General features: G+C 70.4%; 20 protein-coding genes. 4 read left to right on the forward strand and 16 right to left on the reverse strand.

The features are described from left to right. Positions 1-37 precede the first annotated feature (37 nt). The 3 genes from RWH45_RS02470 to rfbA are packed head-to-tail and all read right to left on the reverse strand — an operon-like array spanning position 38 to position 4,780. Positions 38-1,966: a rhamnan synthesis F family protein gene (locus RWH45_RS02470; protein WP_315993338.1), complete on the reverse strand. Its 1,929-nt coding sequence runs from the start codon at positions 1,964-1,966 to the stop codon at positions 38-40. After that, on the reverse strand, positions 1,963-3,921 hold the full coding sequence (locus RWH45_RS02475) for a rhamnan synthesis F family protein (protein WP_315993339.1): 1,959 nt from the start codon (positions 3,919-3,921) through the stop codon (positions 1,963-1,965). The genes RWH45_RS02470 and RWH45_RS02475 overlap by 4 nt, the downstream gene beginning before the upstream one ends. Next, positions 3,905-4,780 carry a glucose-1-phosphate thymidylyltransferase RfbA gene (gene rfbA / locus RWH45_RS02480; protein ID WP_315993340.1) on the reverse strand — a complete coding sequence of 292 codons (876 nt, stop codon included), beginning with the start codon at positions 4,778-4,780 and terminating at the stop codon, positions 3,905-3,907. Before rfbA ends, RWH45_RS02475 begins: the two co-directional genes overlap by 17 nt. 80 nt (positions 4,781-4,860) lie before the next feature. On the opposite strand from rfbA, the gene rfbB reads away from it, so the two are divergent. Together rfbB and RWH45_RS02490 are read left to right on the forward strand one after the other, a co-directional pair. Beyond that, a complete protein-coding gene (rfbB, locus tag RWH45_RS02485; protein ID WP_315993341.1) occupies positions 4,861-5,859 on the forward strand; it encodes a dTDP-glucose 4,6-dehydratase in 999 nt (332 codons plus the stop codon). A 2-nt stretch (positions 5,860-5,861) separates the two neighbouring features. Continuing rightward, entirely contained in the window at positions 5,862-7,283 is a 1,422-nt protein-coding gene (locus RWH45_RS02490; protein ID WP_315994583.1) for a sugar nucleotide-binding protein, read from the forward strand. 57 nt (positions 7,284-7,340) lie between these two features. On the opposite strand, the gene RWH45_RS02495 is transcribed toward RWH45_RS02490, so the two are convergent. The 9 genes from RWH45_RS02495 to RWH45_RS02535 form a co-directional block, all read right to left on the reverse strand. Beyond that, positions 7,341-10,055, reverse strand: a complete 2,715-nt coding sequence (locus RWH45_RS02495; RefSeq protein WP_315993342.1) for a hypothetical protein — start codon at positions 10,053-10,055, stop codon at positions 7,341-7,343. Beyond that, positions 10,055-10,420, reverse strand: a complete 366-nt coding sequence (locus RWH45_RS02500; protein ID WP_315993343.1) for a hypothetical protein — start codon at positions 10,418-10,420, stop codon at positions 10,055-10,057. The genes RWH45_RS02495 and RWH45_RS02500 overlap by 1 nt, the downstream gene beginning before the upstream one ends. A gap of 229 nt (positions 10,421-10,649) precedes the next feature. Further along, positions 10,650-11,600, reverse strand: coding sequence for a glycosyltransferase family 2 protein (locus RWH45_RS02505; RefSeq protein ID WP_315993344.1), 951 nt, complete (start codon positions 11,598-11,600; stop codon positions 10,650-10,652). 60 nt (positions 11,601-11,660) lie between these two features. Then, complete coding sequence (locus tag RWH45_RS02510) at positions 11,661-12,764, reverse strand: glycosyltransferase (protein ID WP_315993345.1); 1,104 nt, start codon at positions 12,762-12,764, stop codon at positions 11,661-11,663. Beyond that, complete coding sequence (locus RWH45_RS02515) at positions 12,761-14,227, reverse strand: LCP family protein (protein WP_437127317.1); 1,467 nt, start codon at positions 14,225-14,227, stop codon at positions 12,761-12,763. The genes RWH45_RS02510 and RWH45_RS02515 overlap by 4 nt, the downstream gene beginning before the upstream one ends. After that, complete coding sequence (purE, locus tag RWH45_RS02520) at positions 14,224-14,691, reverse strand: 5-(carboxyamino)imidazole ribonucleotide mutase (protein ID WP_315994585.1); 468 nt, start codon at positions 14,689-14,691, stop codon at positions 14,224-14,226. The genes RWH45_RS02515 and purE overlap by 4 nt, the downstream gene beginning before the upstream one ends. Before the next feature lie 119 nt (positions 14,692-14,810). Further along, on the reverse strand, positions 14,811-15,944 hold the full coding sequence (locus RWH45_RS02525) for a 5-(carboxyamino)imidazole ribonucleotide synthase (protein ID WP_315993346.1): 1,134 nt from the start codon (positions 15,942-15,944) through the stop codon (positions 14,811-14,813). Between the two features lie 192 nt (positions 15,945-16,136). Next, positions 16,137-16,691 (reverse strand): PH domain-containing protein, encoded by a 555-nt coding sequence (locus tag RWH45_RS02530; RefSeq protein ID WP_315993347.1) that lies wholly within the window; start codon positions 16,689-16,691, stop codon positions 16,137-16,139. 80 nt (positions 16,692-16,771) lie between these two features. Continuing rightward, positions 16,772-17,554: a biotin--[acetyl-CoA-carboxylase] ligase gene (locus RWH45_RS02535; RefSeq protein ID WP_315993348.1), complete on the reverse strand. Its 783-nt coding sequence runs from the start codon at positions 17,552-17,554 to the stop codon at positions 16,772-16,774. Between the two features lie 148 nt (positions 17,555-17,702). Here RWH45_RS02535 and RWH45_RS02540 point away from each other — a divergent pair, with 148 nt between their 5' ends. Further along, entirely contained in the window at positions 17,703-19,292 is a 1,590-nt protein-coding gene (locus tag RWH45_RS02540) for an acyl-CoA carboxylase subunit beta (protein WP_391400357.1), read from the forward strand. Further along, positions 19,289-19,525, forward strand: coding sequence for an acyl-CoA carboxylase subunit epsilon (locus RWH45_RS02545; RefSeq protein ID WP_315993350.1), 237 nt, complete (start codon positions 19,289-19,291; stop codon positions 19,523-19,525). The genes RWH45_RS02540 and RWH45_RS02545 overlap by 4 nt, the downstream gene beginning before the upstream one ends. Before the next feature lie 443 nt (positions 19,526-19,968). On the opposite strand, the gene RWH45_RS02550 is transcribed toward RWH45_RS02545, so the two are convergent. The 4 genes from RWH45_RS02550 to RWH45_RS02565 all read right to left on the reverse strand — a co-directional run bounded on the left by RWH45_RS02550 (position 19,969) and on the right by RWH45_RS02565 (position 24,266). Beyond that, positions 19,969-21,006, reverse strand: coding sequence for a hypothetical protein (locus tag RWH45_RS02550; protein ID WP_315993351.1), 1,038 nt, complete (start codon positions 21,004-21,006; stop codon positions 19,969-19,971). Next, positions 21,003-22,271 carry a sensor histidine kinase gene (locus RWH45_RS02555; protein WP_315993352.1) on the reverse strand — a complete coding sequence of 423 codons (1,269 nt, stop codon included), beginning with the start codon at positions 22,269-22,271 and terminating at the stop codon, positions 21,003-21,005. The genes RWH45_RS02550 and RWH45_RS02555 overlap by 4 nt, the downstream gene beginning before the upstream one ends. After that, the gene (locus RWH45_RS02560; RefSeq protein WP_315993353.1) at positions 22,252-22,917 is read right to left on the reverse strand and encodes a response regulator transcription factor; all 666 of its coding nucleotides are present in this window, start codon (positions 22,915-22,917) and stop codon (positions 22,252-22,254) included. The genes RWH45_RS02555 and RWH45_RS02560 overlap by 20 nt, the downstream gene beginning before the upstream one ends. 86 nt (positions 22,918-23,003) lie before the next feature. Beyond that, positions 23,004-24,266, reverse strand: coding sequence for a class I SAM-dependent RNA methyltransferase (locus tag RWH45_RS02565; protein ID WP_315993354.1), 1,263 nt, complete (start codon positions 24,264-24,266; stop codon positions 23,004-23,006). Positions 24,267-24,365 lie beyond the last annotated feature (99 nt).

Consider the following 24,365-nt stretch of genomic DNA (forward strand, 5'->3'; position numbering starts at 1 on the left):
CCGATTCTAGTGGGCTGTTCCTGCGGGACGTCTGAACTCAGCGACGGCGCAGCCGCTGACGTGCGCGCCACAGACGACCGCGCATGCCCTCGCTGCGCGCGAACAGCCGATTGATGCGCGCCGCGGAATCCGGGCGGTGCAGTCGCACCCACATGTCGACGAAATCGCGCAAGTGGCCCCACCCGATGTATCCCGCGCGACGCAAGAACTCGATCTGATGCTGGGTGTCCTCCGGCATCGTGGCCGACATCTGGTCGAGGTTGTAGTCGAAGGCCGTGTAGCTCTTGGCCAGATAGTCGGGCGTCGCAATGGTCATGGAATGGAACCCGAGCTCCCCCGCCGCGTACACCGGCATGCGCTCGAGGACGTGTGCGAGACCGCCGTCGACGTATGCTTCCGCTCCCCCGAACTCGTCGTACGTCCACTGTCGTTCCACCAGCAGGCGCAGGGCCTGCGGCCGTGCGAAGAACATCGACCCGAAGGGAGCGAGCGGCGAGACCTCGTCGAGGGGAACCCGGATGCCGAGTTCACGGCAGAGCTCCTCCACGCCCGGGCGGTTCGCCCACCAGGCGTGGCCCATCGTGGGGTGACCGAGATGGACGGTCGGAGGGAAGGCGAGCCCGAGGCCGGGCTGCTGCTGGAAGAGCGCGACGACGTTGGCAGCCTCGTGCGGACCGTGCAGCAGGTTCTCGAACTGATGCCGGCGGAAGTGCCGACCGACGTTGGCCCCGTCCTGCGGCGTCTTCTTCGAGTGGATCTTGACGACGAGGTCGTACTCGTCCGACAACAGGATGTCACGGCATCCGATCAGGAACGCAGCCTGGTCGCGACCATTGTTGGAAGCCACGACCCTCACCTCCGTCCGGCCCGGCAGGTTGCGGGCGGCAATGATGTCCTCGATGGCGCGTGCGCGGTCGGCGTCCGGCGTGGTCACGATGAGATCGGTCGCGCCGGGCAGGTACCCCGCTCGGTCCAGGATCTCGTCCGTCATCTCGACGTAGAAGATGTGCGCGAAGACCGCCGTCCGCAGCGGAGCCGCCGGGTCGTAGTCGTCGTCGGTCGGCGAGAGCACGCGGAGGAGTGCGGCGTCCGCGTTCAACACCCGCGGTTCCACGTTGCGGGCGAGGTCGTCGAAGATGAGCTCCACAGGGTAACCGCTGCGTTCGGCCGCCTCCAGGGTCCACTTGCCGACCACGGCGACACGGTCGAGGAAGACTGGCCACTGGAAGAACGGCCGCCGCTTGAGCGTCGGGCACCCCGCCTCGATCAGCTGCTCGGCGTACAGCACGGCGTGGTTCTCGATCTTGTCGGTCAAGGTCGGGAAGGCCACCTCGCCGGAGAAGCCCTGCTGCGTGAAGTGCTCCGTGAAGACGCCCTCATGCTTGGTCACGGCGTCGGAGTACGACGTCATCTCGGGCAGGTCGCGCCAGTACGCCACCCACTCGGGCGAGAGGAACATCTGCCGACGCACGGCGACCCAGTACGACTGGAGGTGGTAGGGCAGGTACCCCTCCTGCGTGAAGGGGTGCGGCTCCACGCGCAGGTGATCGGTCATGCCCCAGAAGTGCAGAGGGTGCCCGTTCATGCGCTCGAACAGCGGCGCGAACGGCCGGATGGGCCCGAACCAGGTGTCGTTGACGAGCAGAAGCTCGTCGAACTCCCCGAGGCGGTCCTGCATCGCGTCCAGGCCGTGCTTGTAGCCCCAGATGTCGTAGCCCTCGTTGGGGCGCTCGAGCACCAGGTCTCCCAGCGCCTCCAGGCGCTCACGTCCACCGGCCGTCAGCGGACCGTTGGAGACGACCACGATCGTGTCGCAGAACTCGCGCATGCGCTCGAGTGCGTACACCACGAAATCGCCCACCTCGCCGCGCCGGTCGTAGACGACGTAGATGAGCAGGCGCTTGCCCTCGTCGGGAAAGGTGTCGGCCGGTCGCGTCCAATCACCGATGAGCTCCGCGGTCTTCACGATGAGGCCTCTCGTTCTTTCTCGCCGCGTTCGCTGCGCAGGCGCGACGCCACCCGGCGTCCTGCCGAGAAGACACGGTGCCCGCGCAGCGCGAGGTGGTAGAAGGGACGGAACGCGTCGGCCACGCGGGGGTGGTTGATGCGCATGAACATCCGCACCAGCGCGACGGTACCGCCGTACCCGGTGTACCCGGCGCGGTGGAGCATTCCGATCTGCTCGACGGGCCACCCGCGGGTGGTGGAGAACATCTGATCGACCTTGTACTCGAGAGCGGTATGCCCGATCTCCGTGTGCGCGAAGTTCATCACGGTCCGGCTGGAGAATCCCGCCTGCCCCGCCGCCGCGCTGATGAGGCGTTCCTGCAGATGGGCGAGATGCCCGAAACGGCGCTGGTACTTCCAGTCGTAATCGGCGAAGGTCCACCGCCGCTGCATCATCACGCGGAAGGCCGCGGGACGCGCGATCCACATCCCTCCGTAGGGGGCGAGCGGAGAGACGGTGTCGAGCGGCACCCGGATGCCGAGCCGCTTCGCGAGCCGTTCGGCGTGGGGGTGCAGCAGTGCCCAGCCGCGGCCCATCGTCGCGTATCCGATGTGGATCATCGGGGGGAAGACGATACCGAGCTCCGGTTCGCGGTCGAACAACGACAGCACGTTGCGGACGTAACCGGGACTGCTCAGGAGGTTGTCGAGCTGATAACGGCGGAAGTACCGCAACCGGTTCATCGTCTTCCACGGCGCGCGACGCATGTGCAGCTTGATCACGAGGTCGTAGGCATCGGACTGGATGACGTCACGGCATCCGACGAAGAAGTCGGCCATGTCCCTGCCGGGACTCTGAGGGGTCACACGCAGCTCATAGGTGTGCTCGTTCGTCCCCGACCACGCCTCGAGCAACTGCTCCAGACGCGCCGCCGTGACGCCCTCGGTGGTGGTGACGAAGACGGAGGCACCCGGGGGGAGGAACTGCAGACGCCGGAGGATTTCAGCGATCTCGTCGATGTCGCTGACGTGCACGACCACCGCGATCGAGGCGGACGCTCCACCGTCGGGGTCGACGGCTTCGTCGGGCAGGACGGACAGCAGCCCGAGGACGGCGTTGAGTGCCTTCGGAGGAACGCACGAGGCGAGGCTCGAGCGCAGGGTGCCGAGCGGATACCTGCGCTCGCCCATCATCTCGGCGATCTCGGACCCGATCACGGCGAAACGATCGAGGAACGGCGGATAGCTGGTGAAGACGGCCCGGTCGACGAAGGGGACGCCCAATTCGAGCAGGTCCTCGGGGGCGAAGAGCCCCGGATCGTCCGGATGCAGACGTTCGGTCTCGAACGCCCGGGCGTGACGCACACCGGCGCGCCGAGCATCCGTCACGAGGCGCCGCTCGCGTTCACCGGGAGCGATCGGCTCGGCCCACCACCGTCGCCAGGCGTCGCTGTCGAAGAAGCTGCGGCGCACGGCGACGAAGAACCACGGGCGATCGCCGACGGCCGGGAACCCCTCCCCCGGGAATGCCTCGCGGGGCGCCGCCGGCGGGAGGAGGTCCCACACGTCGGCCGATGAACCCGACATCCGGCCCATCAGAGGCGCGAGGTCGGCGACGGGGCCGAACCACGAGTCGCCGGTGAGGACGATCTCGGTGACGCCCGCGCGCATGCGACGCACCTCATCGACGGCGGCCGCATAGGACTCGGACGTGAAGTCGTCGCCATCCGTCTCCTCGATGCGGTCGACGAGCCCATCGAGAGCGGATCGCGACTCCGGCGTCATCCGCCCCGGGTGCACGAGGACGATCGTGTCGGCGACCTCCTTCAGCGCACGCAGAGCATGCAGGGAGGTCGCCTCCAGACGCCCCTGGGAACGGACGCCGTAGACCACCGCGCGGTCGACGGGCGCGACGGCGGAGGCTGCGGCGCCCGCCCGATCGGCCCGTCGTCCCGCGTCAGCGGTCGAGACCATTGTCGAGCGCGCTCAGCAGATAGCGGCCGTATCCGCTCTTGACCAGGGGTTCGGCGCGCTCGCGGAGCTCGTCGTCGGAGAGGAAGCCCATGCGCCAGGCCACCTCCTCGGGACAACCGATGGACAGGCCCTGACGCTTCTCGACAGTCCGGATGAACTCGGTGGCTTCACTGAGCGAATCGAAGGTCCCCGTGTCGAGCCAGGCGGTCCCGCGCGGCAGCAGCTCGACGCGCAGACGACCCTGCTCGAGGTAGGTGCGGTTCACGTCGGTGATCTCGAGCTCGCCGCGCGGAGACGGCGCGAGTCCACGGGCGATCTCGATGACGTCGTTGTCGTAGAAGTACAGTCCCGGAACCGCGTAGCTGCTCTTGGGGCGCTCGGGCTTCTCCTCGAGCGAAACCACCCGTCCGTCGGCGTCGAACTCGACGACCCCGTAAGCGGTGGGGTCGGCGACCTGGTAACCGAACACGACTCCGCCGTCGAGATCGGTGTACTGACGCAGCCGGGTGCCCATGCCCTGCCCGTAGAAGATGTTGTCGCCCAGGACCAGTGCCACCGACTCCGACCCGATGTGCTCCTCCCCCAGCAGGAAGGCCTGAGCGAGGCCGTCGGGCGAGGGCTGCACCTTGTAGGTGAGCGAGATGCCGAATCGTGAACCGTCGCCCAGCAGACGCTGGAATTGCTCGGAGTCCTGGGGTGTGGTGATGATGAGGATGTCCCGGATGCCGGCGAGGATCAGTGTCGACAGCGGGTAGTAGATCATCGGCTTGTCGTAGACGGGCACGAGCTGCTTAGAGATGCCCTGTGTGATCGGGTGGAGTCGGGAGCCCGTGCCGCCCGCCAGAATGATTCCGCGCATGGGGTCATTTTCCCCCATGCGGCTGTACGCGCCAATCCACCACGGAAGAGGCGGAGGACGACGCCGCTAATCTGGAGCGCATGAGTCGTCTTCTCGTCACCGGTGGTGCCGGTTTCATCGGATCCAACTTCGTGCACCATGTCATCGCGCACACCGACCACACGGTGACCGTGCTGGACAAGCTCACCTACGCCGGGAACGAGGCATCTCTCGCGGGGCTCCCCGAGGACCGCGTGCGCCTGGTCGTCGGCGACATCGCGGACGCCGCCGTCGTCGACCCCCTCGTCGCGGAGGCCGACGCCGTGGTGCACTACGCCGCGGAGTCGCACAACGACAACTCGTTGCACGACCCCCGCCCGTTCCTCGACACGAACATCATCGGGACGTACACGCTGCTCGAGGCGGCCCGCCGTCATGACGTGCGCTTCCACCACATCTCCACGGACGAGGTGTACGGCGACCTCGAGCTCGACGATCCGGCCCGCTTCACCGAGAGCACGCCGTACAACCCCTCATCGCCCTACTCCTCGACCAAGGCCGGTTCCGACCTCCTCGTTCGCGCATGGGTGCGTTCGTTCGGGGTCCGCGCGACGATCAGCAACTGCTCCAACAACTACGGGCCGTACCAGCACGTCGAGAAGTTCATCCCCCGGCAGATCACCAATGTCCTGCGCGGAATTCGCCCCAAGCTGTACGGCACCGGCGAGAACGTCCGCGACTGGATCCACGCCGACGACCACTCCTCGGCCGTCCTGACGATCCTCGACAAAGGCGAGATCGGCGAGACATATCTCATCGGCGCCGACGGCGAGAAGGACAACAAGAGCGTTGTCGAGCTGATCCTGCAGATCACCGGAGAGCCGGTCGATGCCTACGACCTCGTCACCGACCGCCCCGGTCACGACCTCCGGTACGCCATCGACTCGACCAAGCTGCGGACGGAGCTGGGCTGGACCCCCACCTACGGCGACTTCGAGTCGGGCCTTGCCGCGACGATCGACTGGTACCGCGACAACGAAGCCTGGTGGGCTCCCACCAAGGACGGCGTCGAGGCGTTCTACGCCAGCAAGGGGCAGTGATGGTGGCCACCGTCTTCGGCAAGACCCTCAACGCCCGCAAGACACCGATCCCGGGACTCCTGCTGCTCGATCTGCCGGTCCATGGTGACTCCCGCGGCTGGTTCAAAGAGAACTGGCAGCGCGAGAAGATGGCGACCTCGGAGATCGGGCTGCCCGACTTCGGACCCGTCCAGAACAACATCTCGTTCAACGACGCCGTGGGCACCACCCGTGGCATCCACGCCGAGCCCTGGGACAAGTACGTGTCGGTGGCGACCGGCCGGATCTTCGGCGCGTGGGTCGATCTGCGCGAGGGAGAGACCTTCGGCGCGGTCTTCACCGCCGAACTCGACCCCTCGACCGCCATCTTCGTACCTCGGGGCGTCGGTAATTCCTATCAGACGCTCGAGGCCGACACGGCTTACACGTACCTCGTGAACGACCACTGGTCTCCCGATGCGACGTACACCTTCCTCAACCTCGCCGATGAGACCGCTGCGATCGCATGGCCCATCCCCCTCGACGAGGTCGAGATCAGTACGAAGGATCAGACCCACCCGCGTCTGGCCGACGTCGTCCCCATGCCGCCCAAGAAGATCCTCGTCACGGGTGCCAACGGTCAGCTCGGCCGGGCGCTGCGCGAACAGTTCGGCGACCACCCGTGGATCGAGTACGCCGCACGCGCCGACCTCGATCTGACCTCCCGCGATCTCGATGGCGCGCGCCGCTGGCGCGACTACGGCACGATCATCAACGCGGCCGCGTACACCAAGGTCGACGTCGCCGAGACGCCGGACGGACGCGTCGAGGCGTGGGCGGCCAACGTCACCGCGGTGGCTGCACTCGCGCGTATCGCGGCGGCGAACGGCATCACGCTCGTGCACGTCTCCAGCGACTACGTCTTCGACGGCACGAAAGACGGTGCCTATGCGCACGACGACGCCCTCGCCCCCCTCGGCGTCTACGGGCAGACCAAGGCCGCGGGCGACGCGCTGGTCTCGATGGTCCCGCACCACTACATCGTGCGCACGAGCTGGGTGATCGGCGACGGCAACAACTTCGTGCGCACCATGGCCTCACTCGCGGAACGCGGGATCGATCCGCGAGTGGTCGACGATCAGGTGGGCCGCCTGACCTTCACCTCGGACATCGCGGCAGCCATCGCCGCTCTTCTCGACGCGGGATCTCCGTCCGGCGTCTACAACGTCACCGGACAGGGAGAGCCGACGTCCTGGTACGACGTCGCGCGGCGCGTCTTCGAGCTGGTGGGTCACGACCCCGAACGCGTGTCGGGCGTCAGCACCGCCGAGTACTTCGCGGGGGCGACCGCCCCGGTCGCACCCCGTCCGTTCAACAGCATCCTCGACACGACGGCGACGGCGAGCGCGGGCGTGCCCCTTGGAGACGCCGACGAGCGCCTGCGCAGCTATCTCGGACGAGACTGACGCTGCACGAGAGGAGGAGCCCCCGGGTCACGCGTCAGCGTCCGGGGGCTCCTGCTCTCAGCGGACCGTCACCGAGACGCACCCCAGCGTGACGCTGTAACCACCGCGATCATCGAGCACGCTCACGCACACCCGGCGACTGCCCTTCGCCGCGGTGAGCCGCTGCTCGAAGCCGTGGCGCGACCCCGCTGCCGGGTATGCCGCCCCCACGTCGGCGCGGTCGCGGTCGGCTTTGACCGTTCGCACCGCACCGTCGACCGAGACGCGCACATTCACCGGTCCGGACACGTCGGGGTCCAACGCCCATCCGCGCACCGTCAGCGCGCCCGTCGACGCCGTCACGGCATCCAGGCTGCCGACCGGAGCGCCGGCGACGCCCGTGACGGTGCGGCATCCCAGCAGGGGGTTCGCGCCCGACGTGTTGATCGCGTAGATGCACAGCTGAGACGAACCCGCCGGCACCTGCAACGTCGCCTGGAAACCGTGGGCCGCGCCGTACAACGGGTAGACCGTGGCGACGTCGGGCCGGCTGCGGTCAGCGGTGAGGACGGTCGCCGATCCGCGGACGTAGACGTGCACGGCGATGGGCCGAGCGGTGTCGGGGTCGATGGCCCAACCGCGCACCGTGGCCGTCGTGCCGGAGACGCTCACCTCGTCGACGCTGCCGATCGGAGTCCTGCCCTCATCGGGTGTGGTGATGTCGCGACACCCGAGATCGGTGTTCGGCCCGCTGGAGTTGACGGCTGTGACGCAGACGCGCGAGGGCCCGATGGGGATGTCGACGGTCTTCGAGAAGCCGTGGGAGCCCCCGTAGACCGGATACGCCACGCCCACGTCGGGCCGGCTCGCCTGCGCCGTGACCGTCGTGATCTTGCCGTCGACCGAGATCCGTACGGCGATGGGCCGCACGGTGTCGGGGTCGATCGCCCACCCCTTGACGGTGGCGGTGCGGCCGGACACGGTGGCGGCATCGAACGCTCCGATCGGCGCGCGATTCTGGTCCGCGCCTTGAACCGTCCGGCACACGAGCGTGGTGTTCTCGCCCGAGGTGTTGATCGCATAGAGGCAGACGTTGGTGGCCGTGGCGGGGAGGTCCACCACGGTGTCGAAGCCGTGGCGCGAGCCGTAGGAAGGGTACACCTCGGCCACGTCGGTTCGCGTGCCGTTGGCCGTGATCGCGCGGCCGGAGCCGCCCACGTAGACGTGGACAGCGATGGAGCTCTTCGTGTCGGGGTCGATCGCCCATCCGGTGATGCGCGCCGTCGTGCCGACGACGTCGAAGGAATCGATGTACCCCATGGGCGCACGACCGATGTCACGAGCCGCGGGCGTCATGATGCTGCGACAACCGAGGGTGGTGTTCTCGCCCCGCCCGGAATCGATGCCGTAGAGGCAGATCTGCTTGGCATCCAGCGGCACCTTGAGCGTCGCGGTGAATCCGTGCGCCGTGCCGTGAGCCGGGTACGGGGTGGCGAGGTCGGGACGCGATCGGTTCGCGGTGATCGCCGTGCCCACCCCGTCGACGTAGGCGTGCACCGCGATCGACGCGGCGGTATCGGGGTCGAGCGCCCACCCGGCCACCGTCACCGATCCGGAGGAGACTTTGACGGAGTCGATGACCCCGACGGGGGAACCGGTGTAGAACGGCATCTCTCGGCATCCGAGACTGACATCGCTTCCCGAACCCGTGTTCACCGCGGTGAGGCAGACCTGCCCGCTGCCGCCGGTCGTCACGGGGATGCGCGTGTCGAACCCGTGCCTGCTTCCCGCCCCGGGATATGCAGCACCCACGTCCGGACGATCCGCATTGGCCGTCAGCGTCGTGACTGCCCCCGCGAGGGAGACCCGCACCTGGATCGGGTCGGACGTGTCGGGGTCGATGGCCCACCCGCGTACGCGGATCCCACCGGGATAGGCCTCGATCGCGTCGGCAGATCCGAAGGGGCGGCCACCGGCCTTCGTGGAGCCGAACCAGTCGGTGAATGTGCGCCAGAAGTTGCGGTTGCCGTATGCGCTGCACCCGTCGCCCTCGCCGTAGAGATTGCGCAGCGCGGCTTGGTTGGGGACGTAGGGCGTGTAGATGTACAGACCGGCGGTCGCCTGGTTCTCGATGTACACCCGCTGCGTGCCGCAGCTCGCGGACGGGTTGTAGAGGATGTTGTTCCACCGGCCGGCCTGGTACCCCCACCAACTCGGATTCAGGCGGTAGACCTCGAACTGACGGGCGCCGTAGTAGACCTGGTAGAAGAACCCCTGGGTCGACGCATCGCAGGGGGCGGTGTCGGGGCAGCCCTGGCCCGTGGCCGCCGAGTAGTTCCACGCCGACGGAGCGGTCGAGGTGACCAGCCCCTGCTCCTTCTGCAGGAGGACGAGAAGTGCTTTCTGACTGATGCCGCAGGAGCGGGCCACCTTGTCGATGATGGTGGCGGCGCTCTCGTTCGCCGCTCCGGAGTAGCCGTTGCAGTACTTGTCGGCGGGACGGTTGTCGGTGCTCTGCCGGTAGTCCTTCAGGCACGTGTAGCCGGACTGGCACGAGCGGACCTTGCCGTCGAGGAAGGTCTGGATCTCGCCCGCCGACATCGCGGTGCCGTCGTAGAAGACCGCATCGTCGATGATGCTGCCGGGGTTCCAGTCCGACGCGTCGGCGGCCGCGGCGGCAGGTGCGGGGGCGACCGTGGCGGGCAGCGCGAGGGGAGCTGCGGCGAGGAGCGCGATGGCGCACGCCCAGGAGGCGATGACCGCCGCGACACTGCGGCGGCGGGAACGACGCATCACGGCGTCGTCTCGATGGTGGTGATGGACGACTGCGCCCGGAGATTCGCGGAGGTGTACGAGACGGTGAAGGCGGCGTCGTCCCCTTCGGCGACGGGGATGGACATGAGACCGCAGTAGGTGACCTCTTTGCCCTCGTTACCGGATACCGACACCGACCGCTGCGACTGCTCGAGGGTCAGGGTGCAGGTGCCGCCGGATTCGGAGACCCCGGGCACCATCGCCGTGACCTCGAGCGATCCGTCGCGCACCTCGGAGGTGATGACGAGGATCTCCCCGTTGTACGGCGAATCGGTCGCGCTCCCGCTCGGCGCGGGAGAGGGGTCGGCGGTGGCCGTCGGTGAGGGCGAGGAGGTCGGAGGCACGGAGGGGGACGCGCTCGGCGATGCCGTGTCGGATGCGACGGGAGCAGCGCCGGGCGCCGGGGTCGCGCACGCGGACAACGAGATCACCGCGAGGACCAGGAGTGAGGACGACGCGACACGCGCGCGCCTCGAGGGAGACGGGACGACGGTGCCGAGAAGGTGCTTCACGCGTTCATTATGCGTTGCGCAAGTGACGGATGGGAATATTGTGAAGGAAGAGGGGCATATGTTAGCGCCCCCCGAGCCGCCGCCGCGCCCGCCGTAGCCGCGACATCACCGGCTGATGCGCGTCGATCTCGCGCCGGACGTCGTCGCGGATGTCGGTGCGCAGCCGCTCGACGATCCGCTCCACGGCGTCCTCGATCGACCGGTCGACGTGAGCCGCCAGCTCGGCCTGCGACGCGGCGACGAAGAGAGGGAGCCCGGCGCCCTCCCGGCGCACCCACTCCGCCAGCGCGCGGTCGCGGACCAGGGCGTCGTCGCGCGCGTGCTCCGCGGCCAGACCGAACATGCTGTTGGCGTCGAGGCCGACGGCATCCGGTCGTTGCGTCCAGAAGGCAAGGGGCTCGCCCGGGAGGAAGCCGATCCCGTGCACGCGCAGGATGCGCAGGTAGAGGTCCCAGTCCTCGACGGCGTCGAGCGTCTCGTCGTACCAGCCCACCTCGGCGTGCACGGCACGGCGGTACAGCACCGCGATCGGCACCATGCGATTGATGCTCATCATCTCGGTGAGCGAGACCCGCTGCATCCCCGCCCAGAAGGGCGCGCGCCCGACCTCGACCCAGTCCCCGTCGCGCTGCTCCTCGTAGACGATCTCGGTCGGTACCGCGACGCCGGCGTCGTCGGGGTGCGCGTCGAGCCACGCGACGGTACGGGAGAGGAATTCGGGATGCCACCGGTCGTCGTCGTCGTGCAGCACGACGTGGTCGGTGTCGAGCGCGCGCACGCCCGTGTTCGCGGCGACGCAGCGACCGCCGTCGCCGTCGGCGATGTGCACGATCTCGACATCCGAGAGGCCGGATTCCGCGACCACGCGGTCGACCTCGGCGGCGACGCCGCCGTCGTTCACGACCACGACCCGCCGGTCGGCGAAGGTCTGCGCGGCGATGTCGGCGAGCGCACCGCGGAGGAATCCGGGACGGTGGCGGGTGCGGACGACGATCCCGACGCGAGCAGGCATACGTCGAAGCCTAGGGTCGCCTCGTCCGCGGTCGCGGGAGCCTCGCGGGAGGTCGATCGATCACAGCTCCGCGTGCAGCGCCCAGACGCGCTCCGCCGCGGCTGCCCAGGCGAACCCCTTCGCGCGATCACCGGCGAGCACGCGCAGACGCTCCGCCTCGTCGCCCAGGGCGCGGGCGAGGGCCTCGCCGAGTTCCTCCGGGGCCGCATAGGCCGCCGCGTCGTCGAGCACCTCGCGGTGCGCGACGGTGTCGACGGCCACGACGCGAACGGCGAGCGCGAGCGCATCGACCGCCCGCCAGGGCCAGTCGGTGCGGGCGCACGGGGCGATGAACGCCGCGGCGTGCGAGAGCACGGCCGCGCGGTCCCACCGGTCGAGCGAACCGCGCGCGTGAACGCGTGTCTCCGCCACGCCGGCCGCCGCCGCGATGTCGGCCACGCCGGGCTCCTCCCCGTCCGGCACGTCGAGCACGACCACGTCGCCGCCCCAGCCCGCCGAGACGACCGCTTCGAAGGCGTGGGCGAGGTCGTCGGAGGCGGCGACCCCTCCCACCGTGGCGACGAACGTCGACGGCAGATCGAGGGCGCGCAGGCGCCCCACGGCATCCGAGGGCACGCGGAGTCCCGCGGCGGGAGCACCGCCGATCACGCGGACCTTCTTCACGAGCTTCGCCTTGGCCGTCTCGGCGAGCCGGTCGGCCATCGCGTGGGTCGGCACGATCACCGCGTCCGCGTGCTTCGCCACGCGCGAGAGCAGGGCCCGCGCGGCGAGGCTCTCGGTCCTCGGCAGCTCGTCGGGGGTCTCGAACGCCCGCAGGTCCCAGAGCGTCACGACGATCTGGTGCGTCTCGTTGACCCGGTCGTGCCGGACCAGCGGGGCCAACGCCGTCGGGGAGTGGATGAGCCCCTTGCCGATCCCCGGGGCCACCCCCAACTGCCACGACGCCGCGAGTTCGCGGCGACGCACCGCCAGCCGCGTCTCGGAGCTCAGCCCATCGATCGTCTGATCGTCGGCGAGGCCGGGGGCGGGCACGATCGCCGCGACGTCGCAGCCTCGTGGCGCCGTCGCGATGAGTGCTTCGGTGAGGGATGCCGAGGCCTCGGCGAGGTCGCGGGAGGTCGGGGCGACGAGCTGATCGAGGACGACGCGGAGGGTGACGGTCACGGCGCGGGGCTCTCCGTTTCGGTCGGCGGGTGCAGGGCGTCCTTCACCATCTGCTGCACCTGCGCGTAGTCGGGGTCGAACTCGTCGACGCCGCCCGCGGGGGTGAGCTCGAGGGTGCCGACCGTCTGGTCCTTCGCCTTGAGGGCGAGATCGACCAGTGTCGGGGCGATGAGGCTCTGCGGCAGATCGGTCTGAAGGATGTTCGTGGTCGAGGTGGCCACCTGCTGGAAATGCGCGAGCACGTTCTGGGGCGTGAACTGCGCGAGGATCGCCTCCTGCAACTCGCGCTGGCGACGCATACGGTCGAAATCGCTCGTGGTGTAACGCGAGCGGGCGTACCACTGGGCGGTGTCGCCGTCCATGTGCTGCTGACCGGGTTCGATCCATCCGAATGCCCAGTCGTCCACCGGCTGGCCGTCGTAGGCGGGTCCGCCCTTGGGCAGGCGCTCCTGGACGTTGATGTCGACCCCGCCCAGGGCGTCGATGACGTCGGCGAAGCCCTTCATGTCGATGAGCACGTAGTACGGGATCTGGATGCCCATGATGCCCTCGGCGGCGTCCTTGGTCGCCTCGATCCCGGGCTCGGAGTCGTGCGCCTCGGCCTCGGGGTAGAGGGCGTTGCCGTCCTGGCAGATCTCGACCTCGGTCTTGAGCTGGTTGATGCCGCTGCCCCAGCCGCACGTCGCATTGGCGTATCCGGTGTGTCCGTCCGGGTACTTGTCCTGCATGGGCCCCGGGGCGAAGGGGAAGTGCGGCATGTCGCGCGGGATGCCGGTGATCGTCGTCGCGCCGGTGGCGGCGTTGATGGAGACCACGGAGATGCTGTCGAAACGCATCGAATCGCGACCTTCGCCGGAGTCGGCGCCGAGAAGGAGGATGTTGTAGTAGCCGTCGGACGGCGGCACGACGGGGGCCGACTGCGCGAACAGCGTCGAGAACGCGTCGCGGGTGCTCCCCGCGATCTGAGCCGCCCAGGCGGCTCCCGAACCGGTGAGCACCAGCATCCCGACGGACACGATCGCGAGGGCGACGCGCGAGAGGGGACCGACCTTGACCAGGCGGATCAGGCGCAGGGTGTCGATGGTGAGCACGACCCACAGCACGACGTAGGCGGCGATCACGACCTGCACGAGGGTCAACGGCAGGGGTCGGAACCACGACAGGAAGTCGGGGAAGAACGAGCCGGTCGCGAGGGTGAAGAGGCCGGTCGGCCACAGGATCGCCCCCAGGCCCGCCAGCACGAGCAGCGTCCACAGCGCGAGGGTGGCGCCGAGTCCGAAGCGACCGAGGCGCCGGTTGCCGGCGAGCACCTGCGCCGACCCGGGGATGAGCAGGTTCAGCACGACGAGCCACCAGCCGCGGCGGGTCATGACCTCGACCGACGACGCGTCGGGGTTGCGCAGCGGCCGCGCCTCGATCATCGGCGCGTGTGCGCGCGGGCGGGCGGGCGCTGCGAGGGTCACAGCGAGTCCTTCAGACGCCGGTTCTTCTCGTCGACCTGGGCCTCGAGGTCCCGGGCGTATGCCTCCACGCGCTCCGCGAGCTCTGCGTCGGCACTGCCGAGGATGCGGGCGGCCAACAGCCCGGCGTTCTTCGCGCCGTTGATCGACACGGTCGCGACGGGGATGCCGGCCGGCATCTGCACGATGCTGAGCAGCGAGTCCAGCCCGTCGAGGGTCGCCAGCTGCACCGGGACGCCGATCACGGGGAGGGCGGTGACGGATGCCAGCATGCCCGGCAGGTGCGCCGCTCCCCCGGCCCCGGCGATGATGGCGCGGAGCCCCCGACCGCGCGCCTCGCGTCCGTAGCGCATGAGCTTGTCGGGGGTGCGGTGGGCGGAGACGACCTCGACCTCGTGCGGGATGCCGAACTCCGTCAGCACCGCGGAGGCGGCATCCATCACCCGCCAGTCGGAGTCGGAGCCCATGACGACGCCGACCACGGGCGTCTCGGAAGAATGCAGCGGCCGGGTCACCGCACCAGGCTAGGGGGGCTCGCTGGAAGATCGCGGAACGGCGCGCTCAGGAGTGCCGGTCGGTCGCCCATTCAGTCGAAGAAGGCCGCGGCCGCGCGGCCCTCGTACACGACGTCGTCGAGGTCGTCGCCGACGACGTTGACGTGCCCGACCTTGCGGCCCGGCCGCGGCGCCTTGCCGTAGGTGTGGATCTTGGCCGACGGGTGAGCGGCCATGGCGGCGGGGAAGCGTTCCTCGAGCGTGCCCTCCGCCGGCCCGCCCAGCACGTTGATCATCACGGTCCAGGGGGCGACGGCATCCGTCGATCCGAGGGGCAGGTCGAGGACCGCGCGCACGTGCTGCTCGAACTGGCTCGTGACGGCGCCGTCCTGCGTCCAGTGCCCGCTGTTGTGCGGACGCATGGCGAGTTCGTTGATGAGGATGCGCTCGTCGGTGGTCTCGAAGAGCTCGACGGCGAGCATGCCGGTCACCCCGAGGCCCTCCGCGACCGCGACACCGATCCCGGCGGCCGCGCGCTGCACGCGCTGGTCGGCGCGCGGGGCGGGGGCGACCACCTCGGCGCACACGCCGTCGCGCTGGACGGTCTCGACGACCGGGTAGGCGCGGACGTCGCCGGAGGGGCGACGGGCGACCTGCTGGGCGAGCTCGCGCGTGAAGTCGACGAGTTCCTCGACGAGCAGCGACCCCCCGTTGCCGTCTTCCGCGAGGGCGGCGAACCAGTCGTCGGCCTCGGTCGCGGCCGATACGACCCGCACGCCCTTGCCGTCGTATCCGCCGCGGGGGGTCTTGACGACCGCGCGACCGCCATGGGCGTCGAGGAACTCCTGGAGCGCCGCGGAGTCCGCGACGGCGGCCCAGTCGGGCTGCGGCAGGCCCAGCTCGGCCATGCGGGCGCGCATGACGAGCTTGTCCTGCGCGACGCCGAGGGGCGCGGGGCCGGGGTGCACGGCGACGCCCGCGTCGACGAGGGCGGCGAGGACGTCCTGCGGGACGTGCTCGTGGTCGAAGGTGATGACGTCGACGTCGCGCGCGAACGCGAGCACGGTCTCGGCGTCGCGGTAATCGCCGACGGCGGTTGCGGCGAGGGCCGCCGACATGCCCTCCTGCTCGGCGAGCACGCGGATCTCGACGCCCAGCTCGACCGCCGGCGCGATCATCATCCGCGCCAGCTGCCCGCCACCGACCACTCCGACTCGCAGCGCCATGCCGCTCCTTCCGTCGGCATCCATTCTGTCGGGACGTCCGCGCGCGCGCGAGCCGGGGCCGCCCCGGGGCGTCGGGAAGCGCCGACGCCGAGCCCGGCTCCGGGGGCGCGGACGCGACGCCCGGCGGCTTCGACGGGCTCAGCCACCTCCGCTCGACGCCTGAGCCCGTCGGAGGGACCGGGCCCCCTCGAGTCAGAGGCCGACGGAGCCCGAGCCGAAGGTCTGCGAATCGCGGTGGGCGAGGATCTGGTTGACCTCGACCTGATCGACCAGCGTCTCGTGCACGAGCACGGCGTGCGGGATGTTCTTCAGGCGCAGCGGGGGCTCGACGCCGTTCGACAGCGACAACGTCCCCGCACCCCAGAGGCGCTGGAGGAGGCCGCGACGCATCTGGATCGCGTAGCCCCGCACGTGGGAGATCTCGCGCTGGGTCGAGCCGAACGGCCCCGAGCGCTCGATGACGCGGCGCGTCGTGATGGTCCACGTGTGGCAGAGCCACACGAGGAACGGGATGACGACCAGCAGCAGGATGACGACCGCGGCGGCGGTCAGCAGCATCCAGTTCTCGTACGGCGCGGGGAGATTGTCGTAGAAGTAGGCGGTCGCCCCCGCGACGGCGATGAGCACGAGCGCGGACCAGAACAGCCCGCGGGCATGGGCGTGCAGCCGGGCGATGCGCAGCTCGGGCGCGTTCGTGCCCGGCGCCGGCATGCGCGGGCGCCCGATCGAGCTCGACGGCTGGGTCACCCTCTCATTGTGCGACCCCGTGGCCGACGATCGCGGCGCACACGCGGGCGGCGGTCGCGGCGGAGCAGCGCGGCACCGCGTCAGCGCACGTGCACGACATCGCCCGCGGCCACGACCGTCTCGATCGTGCCGGCGGCGACGACGAGGCGACCGTCGTCGTCGAGTCGCTCGGCGCGCCCCTGCAGCGTCGTGCCGTCCGGCATCGACACCGTCACCTCGCGCCCGACCGTCGCGCACAGCCCCTCGATGTCGCGGTGCACGCCCTCGACGTCCCCGGATGCGAGGGCGGCGAGGCTGTCGCGCAGGTGGCCGAGGTAGTCGGCCATCAAACGGTCGTCGTCGCACTCCGCCCCGATCGCCTGGAACGACGTCGCGGTCGTCACGGGGAGATCGGCGCGGGACATGCGCGTGTTGACACCCGCTCCGACCACCACCGTGTCGAACGTGCCCGGCACCGCCTCGGCCAGGATGCCGCAGATCTTGGCGCCGTCCACGAGCACGTCGTTCGGCCACTTCAGCTCGGCGCTGCCGCCGTGGCCGGTCAGCTGCGCGCGGACAGCGCGGGTCATGGCCGCCCCCGCGGCCAGCGGGATCCACCCGCGCGACGACATCGGGATGCCGGACGCGTCGACCACGACGGACACGGCGAGCGCTGTGCCCGCCGGCGCCGTCCACGTGCGGTCGAGGCGCCCCCGGCCCGCGCGCTGGTCATCGGTGACGAGCAACGAGAGGTGGGGCCAGCCGGCGGGGTCGGCGGTGACGGCGGCCACGACGTCGGCATTGGTCGAATCGGTGGTCGTCACCACCTGGACGCGGGGGCTGATGTCGGCGGTGCGGGGGTATCCGGACGCGGGGATCGGCATGTCCACACCTTAGGGAAACGGCGGCGCGGCGGCATCCGGTTGCGTGCGACGACCGACACCACCGATGGCCGGATGCCACAGCCCGCGGACGATTCGCTTGTGCGCACCCTCCAACGCCGGTGCCGGTGCGGTCGCTAGGGTGGAAAGCGTGACCGACCAGCCCGATCTCTTCACCACCGCCGGCAAGATCGCGGACCTGCGCAGCAGGTTCCAGGAGGCGGTCGTCGATGCCGAAGCCGCCGCGCGCCAGAAGCAGCACGCCAAGGGCAAGCTCACCGCCCGCGAGCGCCTCGAGATGCTGGTCGACCCGGGCTCGTTCGTCGAGCTCGACGAGTACGTGCGCCATCGCACCACCGCGTTCGGCATGGACAAGTCCCGCCCCTACGGCGACTCGGTCGTCACGGGCACCGGCACCATCCACGGCCGCACGGTCGCGGTGTACGCGCAGGACTTCTCCACCTTCGGCGGATCGCTCGGCGAGGTCGCCGGCGACAAGATCATCAAGGTGATGGAGCTCGCGCTGCGCAGCGGCATCCCGATCATCGGCGTCCTCGACTCCGGCGGCGCCCGCATCCAGGAGGGCGTCGTCGCCCTCGGCAAGTACGGCGAGATCTTCCGCCTGAACACCGCCGCCTCGGGCGTGATCCCGCAGATCTCGATCATCATGGGACCCGCGGCGGGAGGCGCGGTGTACTCCCCCGCCCTCACCGACTTCGTCATCATGGTCGACAAGACGAGCCAGATGTTCGTGACCGGCCCCGACGTCATCAAGACCGTCACCGGCGAAGACGTCGGCATGGAGGAGCTCGGCGGGGCGCTCACCCACAACACCCGCTCCGGCGTCGCGCACTACCTCGCCGACGACGAGGACGACGCGATCGACTACGCGCGCGGTCTCATCGGCTACCTGCCCGACAACAACCTCGCCGAGATCCCCGTCTACGAGACGCCGTTCGAGTTCGAGACGACGGATGCCGACCGCTCGCTGAACACGGTCATCCCCGACTCCCCCAACCAGCCGTACGACATCCACACCGTGATCGACGGGATCGTGGATGCCGGGGAGTTCCTCGAGGTGCAGCCGCTGTTCGCGCCGAACATCGTGATCGGCTTCGGGCGGATCGAGGGGCGCACCGTCGGCGTCATCGCGAACCAGCCCTCGCAGATGGCCGGGACGCTCAACATCGACGCGGGCGAGAAGGCCTCGCGCTTCGTGCGCTTCTGCGACGCGTTCTCGATCCCGATCGTCACCCTCGTCGACGTGCCCGGATACCTCCCCGGCACCGACCAGGAGTGGACCGGCGTCATCCGCCGCGGCGCCAAGCTGCTCTACGCCTATGCCGAGGCCACCGTCCCCCTCGTGACCGTGATCCTGCGCAAGGCCTACGGCGGCGCGTACATCGTGATGGGCTCCAAGCAGCTGGGCGCCGACATCAACCTCGCCTGGCCGACCGCGGAGATCGCCGTCATGGGCGGCCAGGGCGCCGTCAACATCCTCTACCGCGGCGAGATCAAGCGCGCCGAGGAGGCGGGAGAAGACGTCGCTGCGGTGCGCACGCGCCTCGCGAACGAGTACACGTACAACGTGGCATCCCCGTTCCTCGCCGCCGAGCGCGGCGAGCTCGACGGGATCATCGAGCCCGCGCAGACGCGCGTGTCGATCGCCAAGGCCCTGCGCGCGCTGCGCAACAAGCGCGCGAGCCTTCCCGCCAAGAAGCACGGGAACATCCCGCTGTGAGCGACGCGTCTGCGAACACCGGCCTGCCGCCCGTCGTGGCGGAGGTCGTGCGCGGCACACCGACCGAGGAGGAGTTGGCCGCGGCGATCGTCGTGGTCAGCGAGGCGTACGTGCGCGAGGTCGCCGAGGCCACGGCGCCCGACGACGCCCCGCGTTCGCGTTGGGAGCTGTCGGCGCGCGGCCTGCGCACCCCTCTGAACCGCGACGCGGGATGGAACGGCTTCACCGGCTGACCGTTCGGCCGGAAAGTGTCCCCCGAAATACCTACAGACGCCGCGGGACAGCTCGCGAATACTGGAGGAGCTGGAACGCATCATGCGTTCGGTCGGACCGCTCCTTCGAGCCGGATCCGGCCGCACGGACGGTTTTCGGGTAACCGTTCGTCCGGGTGGGGGGCAGGCGACATCGCCGCCCCTCACCCCTCATCCTCGGCAGCGTCGACGAATCCCCCCTCTGCGTCGGTCGGACCGGCGGATGAGGGGTGTGCCGCTGATGCGGCGCGGGCCGTCGGGTGCGCTCAGCGCGGGCGTCGGCTGTCCGCCGGGATGCGTCGTTGGCCGTCGGGTGCGCTCAGCGCGGGCGTCGGCTGTCCGCCCGGATGCGGCGCGGGCCGTCGGGTGCGCTCAGCGCGGGCGTCGGCTGTCCGCCCGGATGCGGCGCGGGCCGTCGGGTGCGCTCAGCGCGGTCGGCGGATCTCGCGCCAGAGATCGACCTCGTCGTCGTCGCCCCCGTCGCCGTCGCCCTGGGACCGGCCGACGATGGTCACCGCGACCTCGTGGTGCGGCGACGTGCGGATGATGACGCGCTGAGAGACGGACTCGTGCAGGACGGATGCCAGCTCGGTACGGATGGCATCGAGGTCGGCGGCCCGCAGCCCCTCGAGTCCGCCCTCGTCGAACAGGCTGACGGCCGCTCCGCGGCGACGGGCAGCCTCGATCTCGACGCGCACGCCGTCATCGAGGAGACGGTTGCCGCGCAGTTCGTCGCGCAGACTCGCCTCGGCGCGGCGCGCCGCCTCTTTGTCGGCGGCACGGAGGTTGCCACCGTTCTCGATGGTGCGGGCGAGGATCGGACCCGCGGCCTGCAGGGCACGCTGGACATGCAGCCGGCGCTCGCGCTGCCGTCCGCTCTGCGACGCCTGCCATGCGGAGGCGGCCTGCTGCAGCTCGGCGAGCCGCTCGGCGTCGCGCGCGGCACGATCGAGCGCGATCGTCACCAGTTGCGCTGCGGCCACCCACATGAGGGAGCCGACGAGGCCGAGGCTGAGGGCTTGAAGGGGCCCCAACCAGAGCGAGGTCGACAGGGTGAGCAGTGCCATCCCGGTCCAGGCCACGATGGGGCGACGGCGCACCATGACGATGGTCATGAGGGCGCCGATCGCTCCGATCACCCAGGTCACGAAGGGCTGGGAACGTCCGGCTTCGGTGACCGCGAGGAACGGGGCGTTCGGCACGATGACGGCGGCCATCAACGCGAGCGCGACGCCCCAGCCGGGGAGCTTGGCCGGCGAGGTGACCGGCGACGACGAGTCGGTGCGCTCGCGCGCGCCGATGGCGAAGATCCAGAGCCAGGTGACGGGCAGGTAGAAGAGCAGAGCGGCCACGATCAGCCACCCGCGCACGACGGTCTCGGGCGAGGTCCAGATGAGTCCCCTCGCGGCGAGGTAGGCGGTGAAGGCCAGACCGATGACGGACAGCACCGAGCGGACGGTCACCAGCGGTCCCCGCTCTCCCACTCGAGGGTGACCGTCGTCCCGGCGGAGGTCGAGTCGATGTCGCTGCGTCCCCCGACGGCCGCCAGACGGGCGTTGATCGACCCGCGGATGCCGAGACGGTCATCGGGGATCGCCGCCACGTCGAAGCCGGCTCCCGTGTCGCGCACGCGCACAGCGACGCCACCGGGCGCGCTGTCTCCCGTCAGCTCGACCGTGAGCCCCTGCGCGTCGGCGTGCTGCACGGCGTTGGCGACGGCCTGCATGGCGGCGAGCACCAGGGCGCGGGCCACGCGCCCGGGGACGCGAGGCGTTCCCTCCTCCACGGCCCGGGTGACGACGAGGTCGATGCCCAGCTCGCGAGCGGCGACCTCGATGTCGTCGGCGAGGCGCAGGGCGGGAACGGGCTCGTCACTGCCCTCGAGCGAGTCCTTCTCGGCGTTGGCGAGTCGCGTCAGCGCCTCTCGCGCCATGCTGACCGCGAGCGTGCGTTCGCGCGGGCTGGAGGCGCGTTCCGCGGCGAGCAGGGCGCCGAGGACGCTGTCGTGCATCAGGGCGGCGACCGCGACGCGCTCGTGCTCCGTGGCCGCGGTCGCCGCCGCCGCCGCATAGCTCGACACGGCGACGGCGCGCGCCTGATCGACGTTGGCGGCGATCGAGCGATACATCCACCCGAGGGTCAGCAGCACGCTGCCGAGGATGAGGGCGAACGTGACGTCGAGGATGACGGGGAGCACGAAATCGGGCTGTCCGCCGGCCTGGAGCAGACGCACGACGCCGAACAGCAGCGGGGTGGCGATGGTCCACACGATCTGCAGCGCGAGGGGGAACGCGACGATCGTCGACACCGTCGCCACGTTGACGAGGTAGAAGATCCAGGGGTTCTCCGTGGGCGCCGGCGCCGGACCGCCCGCGGTCGCGAGCGGCCACAACGCGAGGGCCAGCAGGAACACCACCGCGAAGATGCCCGAGAACACCCGGGCGAAGCGCCCCACACTGCACGCGATGATCATCGCGACGAGGGGGAGGAACACCCCGAGCACCAACGGGAGATGCCACCCCTGCGCCTCATCCCCGGGCCCGAAAGCGGCGAAGAACGCCTGCGCTCCGAGGACGAGCGAGCCCGGTCCCACGATGAGCGTGATGACGCGCTCGATGCGCGTCTGGGTGAATGTCCCCTGGTCGGCCTGGCTCTCGCGCGTGTGCGGGATGCGACCCCACGCCTCGTCGAGCACCGACCGGTCCGATTCAGCCACGGCCGACGTCATCTGGCGCATCCTGGAGGATGCCGTCTTCCATGGCGCGTCTCAGCAGGTCGACCTTGGTGGGTGCGGGTCGCCCCACCTCCACGTACTTCACGCGCACCCGGGTGATGTTCTCCTTCGCCGTGGAGTACGCCACCCCGAGCCGCTCGGCCACGGCCTTCAGCGGCAGTCCCGCCGCGTACAGGCGGAGCACCTCGCGCTCGCGAGCGGAGAGCTGCGCGTCGGCGAAGTCGCGGTCGCCCTCGACGGCGCTGGCCCATTCGACGTTGTCGAGCAGCTCGCCGCGAGCGACGGTGCTGATCGCGCCCAGCACCTCGTGCGTGGGAGAGGACTTGCTCACGATCCCGGCCGCACCCGCGGCGAGGGCTTCGCGCACCGCCCCGGCACGGTCGGCGACGCTGTGGATGATCACGCTCGAGCCGTCGCGGACGACACGGTCGACGTTCTCCGACACGGTGGTGCCGTCGCCGAGGGTGAGATCGAGCACGACGACGTCGGCCGGCGTCTCGGCCGCGCTCTGGCGCCACGTCAGGTAGGCGGCGACGTTCGCGCCCGAGAAGACGACCGTGGTGGCTTGCGTGCGCGCGAGGGCGGCCTCCAACCCGAGCCGGACCGACTCGTGGTCATCGATGAGGGCGACGCGCGTCATTCCGTCATCGTATCGGCGCTGCCCTCCGCCGCGCAGGAGGACCTTCCCCGCACGGCGCGTCCTCGCTCGCGCGCCCGCGACGCGCTTCAGCGACGGAGGACGGTGACCGCCTCGACGTGGTGCGAGTTCGGGAACAGATCGACGCCCCGGATGCCGCGATCGGCCCGATAGCCGAGCTCGGCGAAGGTCGCGAGATCGCGGGAGAGGGCCACGGGGTCGCACGCGACGTACACGACCGCGGTCGGGGCCAGGGCGGCGATGCCCTCGACGACGGCGCGACCGGCGCCGGCGCGCGGCGGATCGAGGAGCACGACGCCGCGAGAGAGACGCTCGCGTTCCCGGGCGGAGGCGCCGGCGGCGAGCGCCGCGACGAACCGGTCGACGCGCGCCGTCTCGGCACGGGCCCCGATCCACTCCGCGAGGTTCTCACCCGCATGCTCGGTGGCGCGCGGATCGCTCTCGACGCTCACCACGCGCGTTCCGCTCCCGCCCATCTCGCCGAGCGTGGCGGCGAACAGGCCCACTCCGCCGTAGAGGTCGAGGTGGGTGGCGTCGGGATCGAGTCCGCCGAGGGATGCCGTGAGCTCCGCTGAGACGAGCGAGGTCAGCGTGCGGGCGGCCAGACGGTGCACCTGCCAGAACCCGCCGGCGCCGACGCGGAACACGCGATCGCCGACGCGCTCCTCGATCACCTCGGGCTCCGAGGACGGGCGCTCCCCCTCGGGACGGGGCAGGACGCGCACGCGACCGTCGGCGGGCTGGACGAGGTCGATGCGTCCGGGGAGGGCGCGACCGGCCCGCACCTCCGACGCGGCGAGGGCGATGGCCTCGGTCGCCAGGGGAAGGTCGACGGTCTCGACGACGTGGTGCGAGCGGGCGGCGAACGCGCCGACGCGTCCGCCGTCGTCGACGTGCAGGCTCACGCGGGTGCGCCATCCCGTGCCGTCGGACGACTCGCGCTGCGCGTCGTCGCCCGCGATCGCGACCTCGACGGGGAGCTCCAGCCGACCGACGCGTTCGACCGCCTCGCGGATGACGCGCTCCTTCAGCGCCCGCTGGTGGGCGAGGGCGATGTGTCCGAATTCGGCGCCGCCGACCCGCTCGGACGGATCGACCTCGATCGCCGCCGCCTGCCACACGTGCGGCTGCCGTTCGGGCGCCGCCTCGAGCACCTCGATCGCCTCGGCCCGCCAGAACGCCTTCTTGCGGGTGTCGGTGAGTCGAGCACGGATGCGCTCGCCCGGCAGGGTGTCGGGGACGAAGACGACGCGCCCCTCGTGCCGCCCGACGAACACACCGCCGTGGGCGATGCCGGTGATGTCGAGTTCGATGAGGTCGCCGTCGTGCATCCCCCGAGCCTGTCACACGAGGCCGTGAAGCAGCCGGGCCTCGGTCTTCGCGCCGGGTGGCGTCGACAGGCCCAGCCACCTCGTCGCCCCCGGGCCCTG

It is taken from the genome of Microbacterium galbum (genome assembly GCF_032464915.1).
GTDB classification, from domain to species: domain Bacteria; phylum Actinomycetota; class Actinomycetes; order Actinomycetales; family Microbacteriaceae; genus Microbacterium; species Microbacterium galbum.

Excerpts from the sequence above, each read along its gene's own strand:
- RWH45_RS02475 (WP_315993339.1), bottom strand. The coding sequence starts at position 3,921 with ATGGTCTCGACCGCTGACGCGGGACGACGGGCCGATCGGGCGGGCGCC.
- rfbA (WP_315993340.1), bottom strand. The coding sequence starts at position 4,780 with ATGCGCGGAATCATTCTGGCGGGCGGCACGGGCTCCCGACTCCACCCG.
- rfbB (WP_315993341.1), top strand. The coding sequence starts at position 4,861 with ATGAGTCGTCTTCTCGTCACCGGTGGTGCCGGTTTCATCGGATCCAAC.
- RWH45_RS02495 (WP_315993342.1), bottom strand. The coding sequence starts at position 10,055 with ATGCGTCGTTCCCGCCGCCGCAGTGTCGCGGCGGTCATCGCCTCCTGG.
- RWH45_RS02505 (WP_315993344.1), bottom strand. The coding sequence starts at position 11,600 with ATGCCTGCTCGCGTCGGGATCGTCGTCCGCACCCGCCACCGTCCCGGA.
- purE (WP_315994585.1), bottom strand. The coding sequence starts at position 14,691 with ATGGGCTCCGACTCCGACTGGCGGGTGATGGATGCCGCCTCCGCGGTG.
- RWH45_RS02525 (WP_315993346.1), bottom strand. The coding sequence starts at position 15,944 with ATGGCGCTGCGAGTCGGAGTGGTCGGTGGCGGGCAGCTGGCGCGGATG.
- RWH45_RS02535 (WP_315993348.1), bottom strand. The coding sequence starts at position 17,554 with ATGCCGATCCCCGCGTCCGGATACCCCCGCACCGCCGACATCAGCCCC.
- RWH45_RS02555 (WP_315993352.1), bottom strand. The coding sequence starts at position 22,271 with ATGACGTCGGCCGTGGCTGAATCGGACCGGTCGGTGCTCGACGAGGCG.
- RWH45_RS02560 (WP_315993353.1), bottom strand. The coding sequence starts at position 22,917 with ATGACGCGCGTCGCCCTCATCGATGACCACGAGTCGGTCCGGCTCGGG.
- RWH45_RS02565 (WP_315993354.1), bottom strand. The coding sequence starts at position 24,266 with ATGCACGACGGCGACCTCATCGAACTCGACATCACCGGCATCGCCCAC.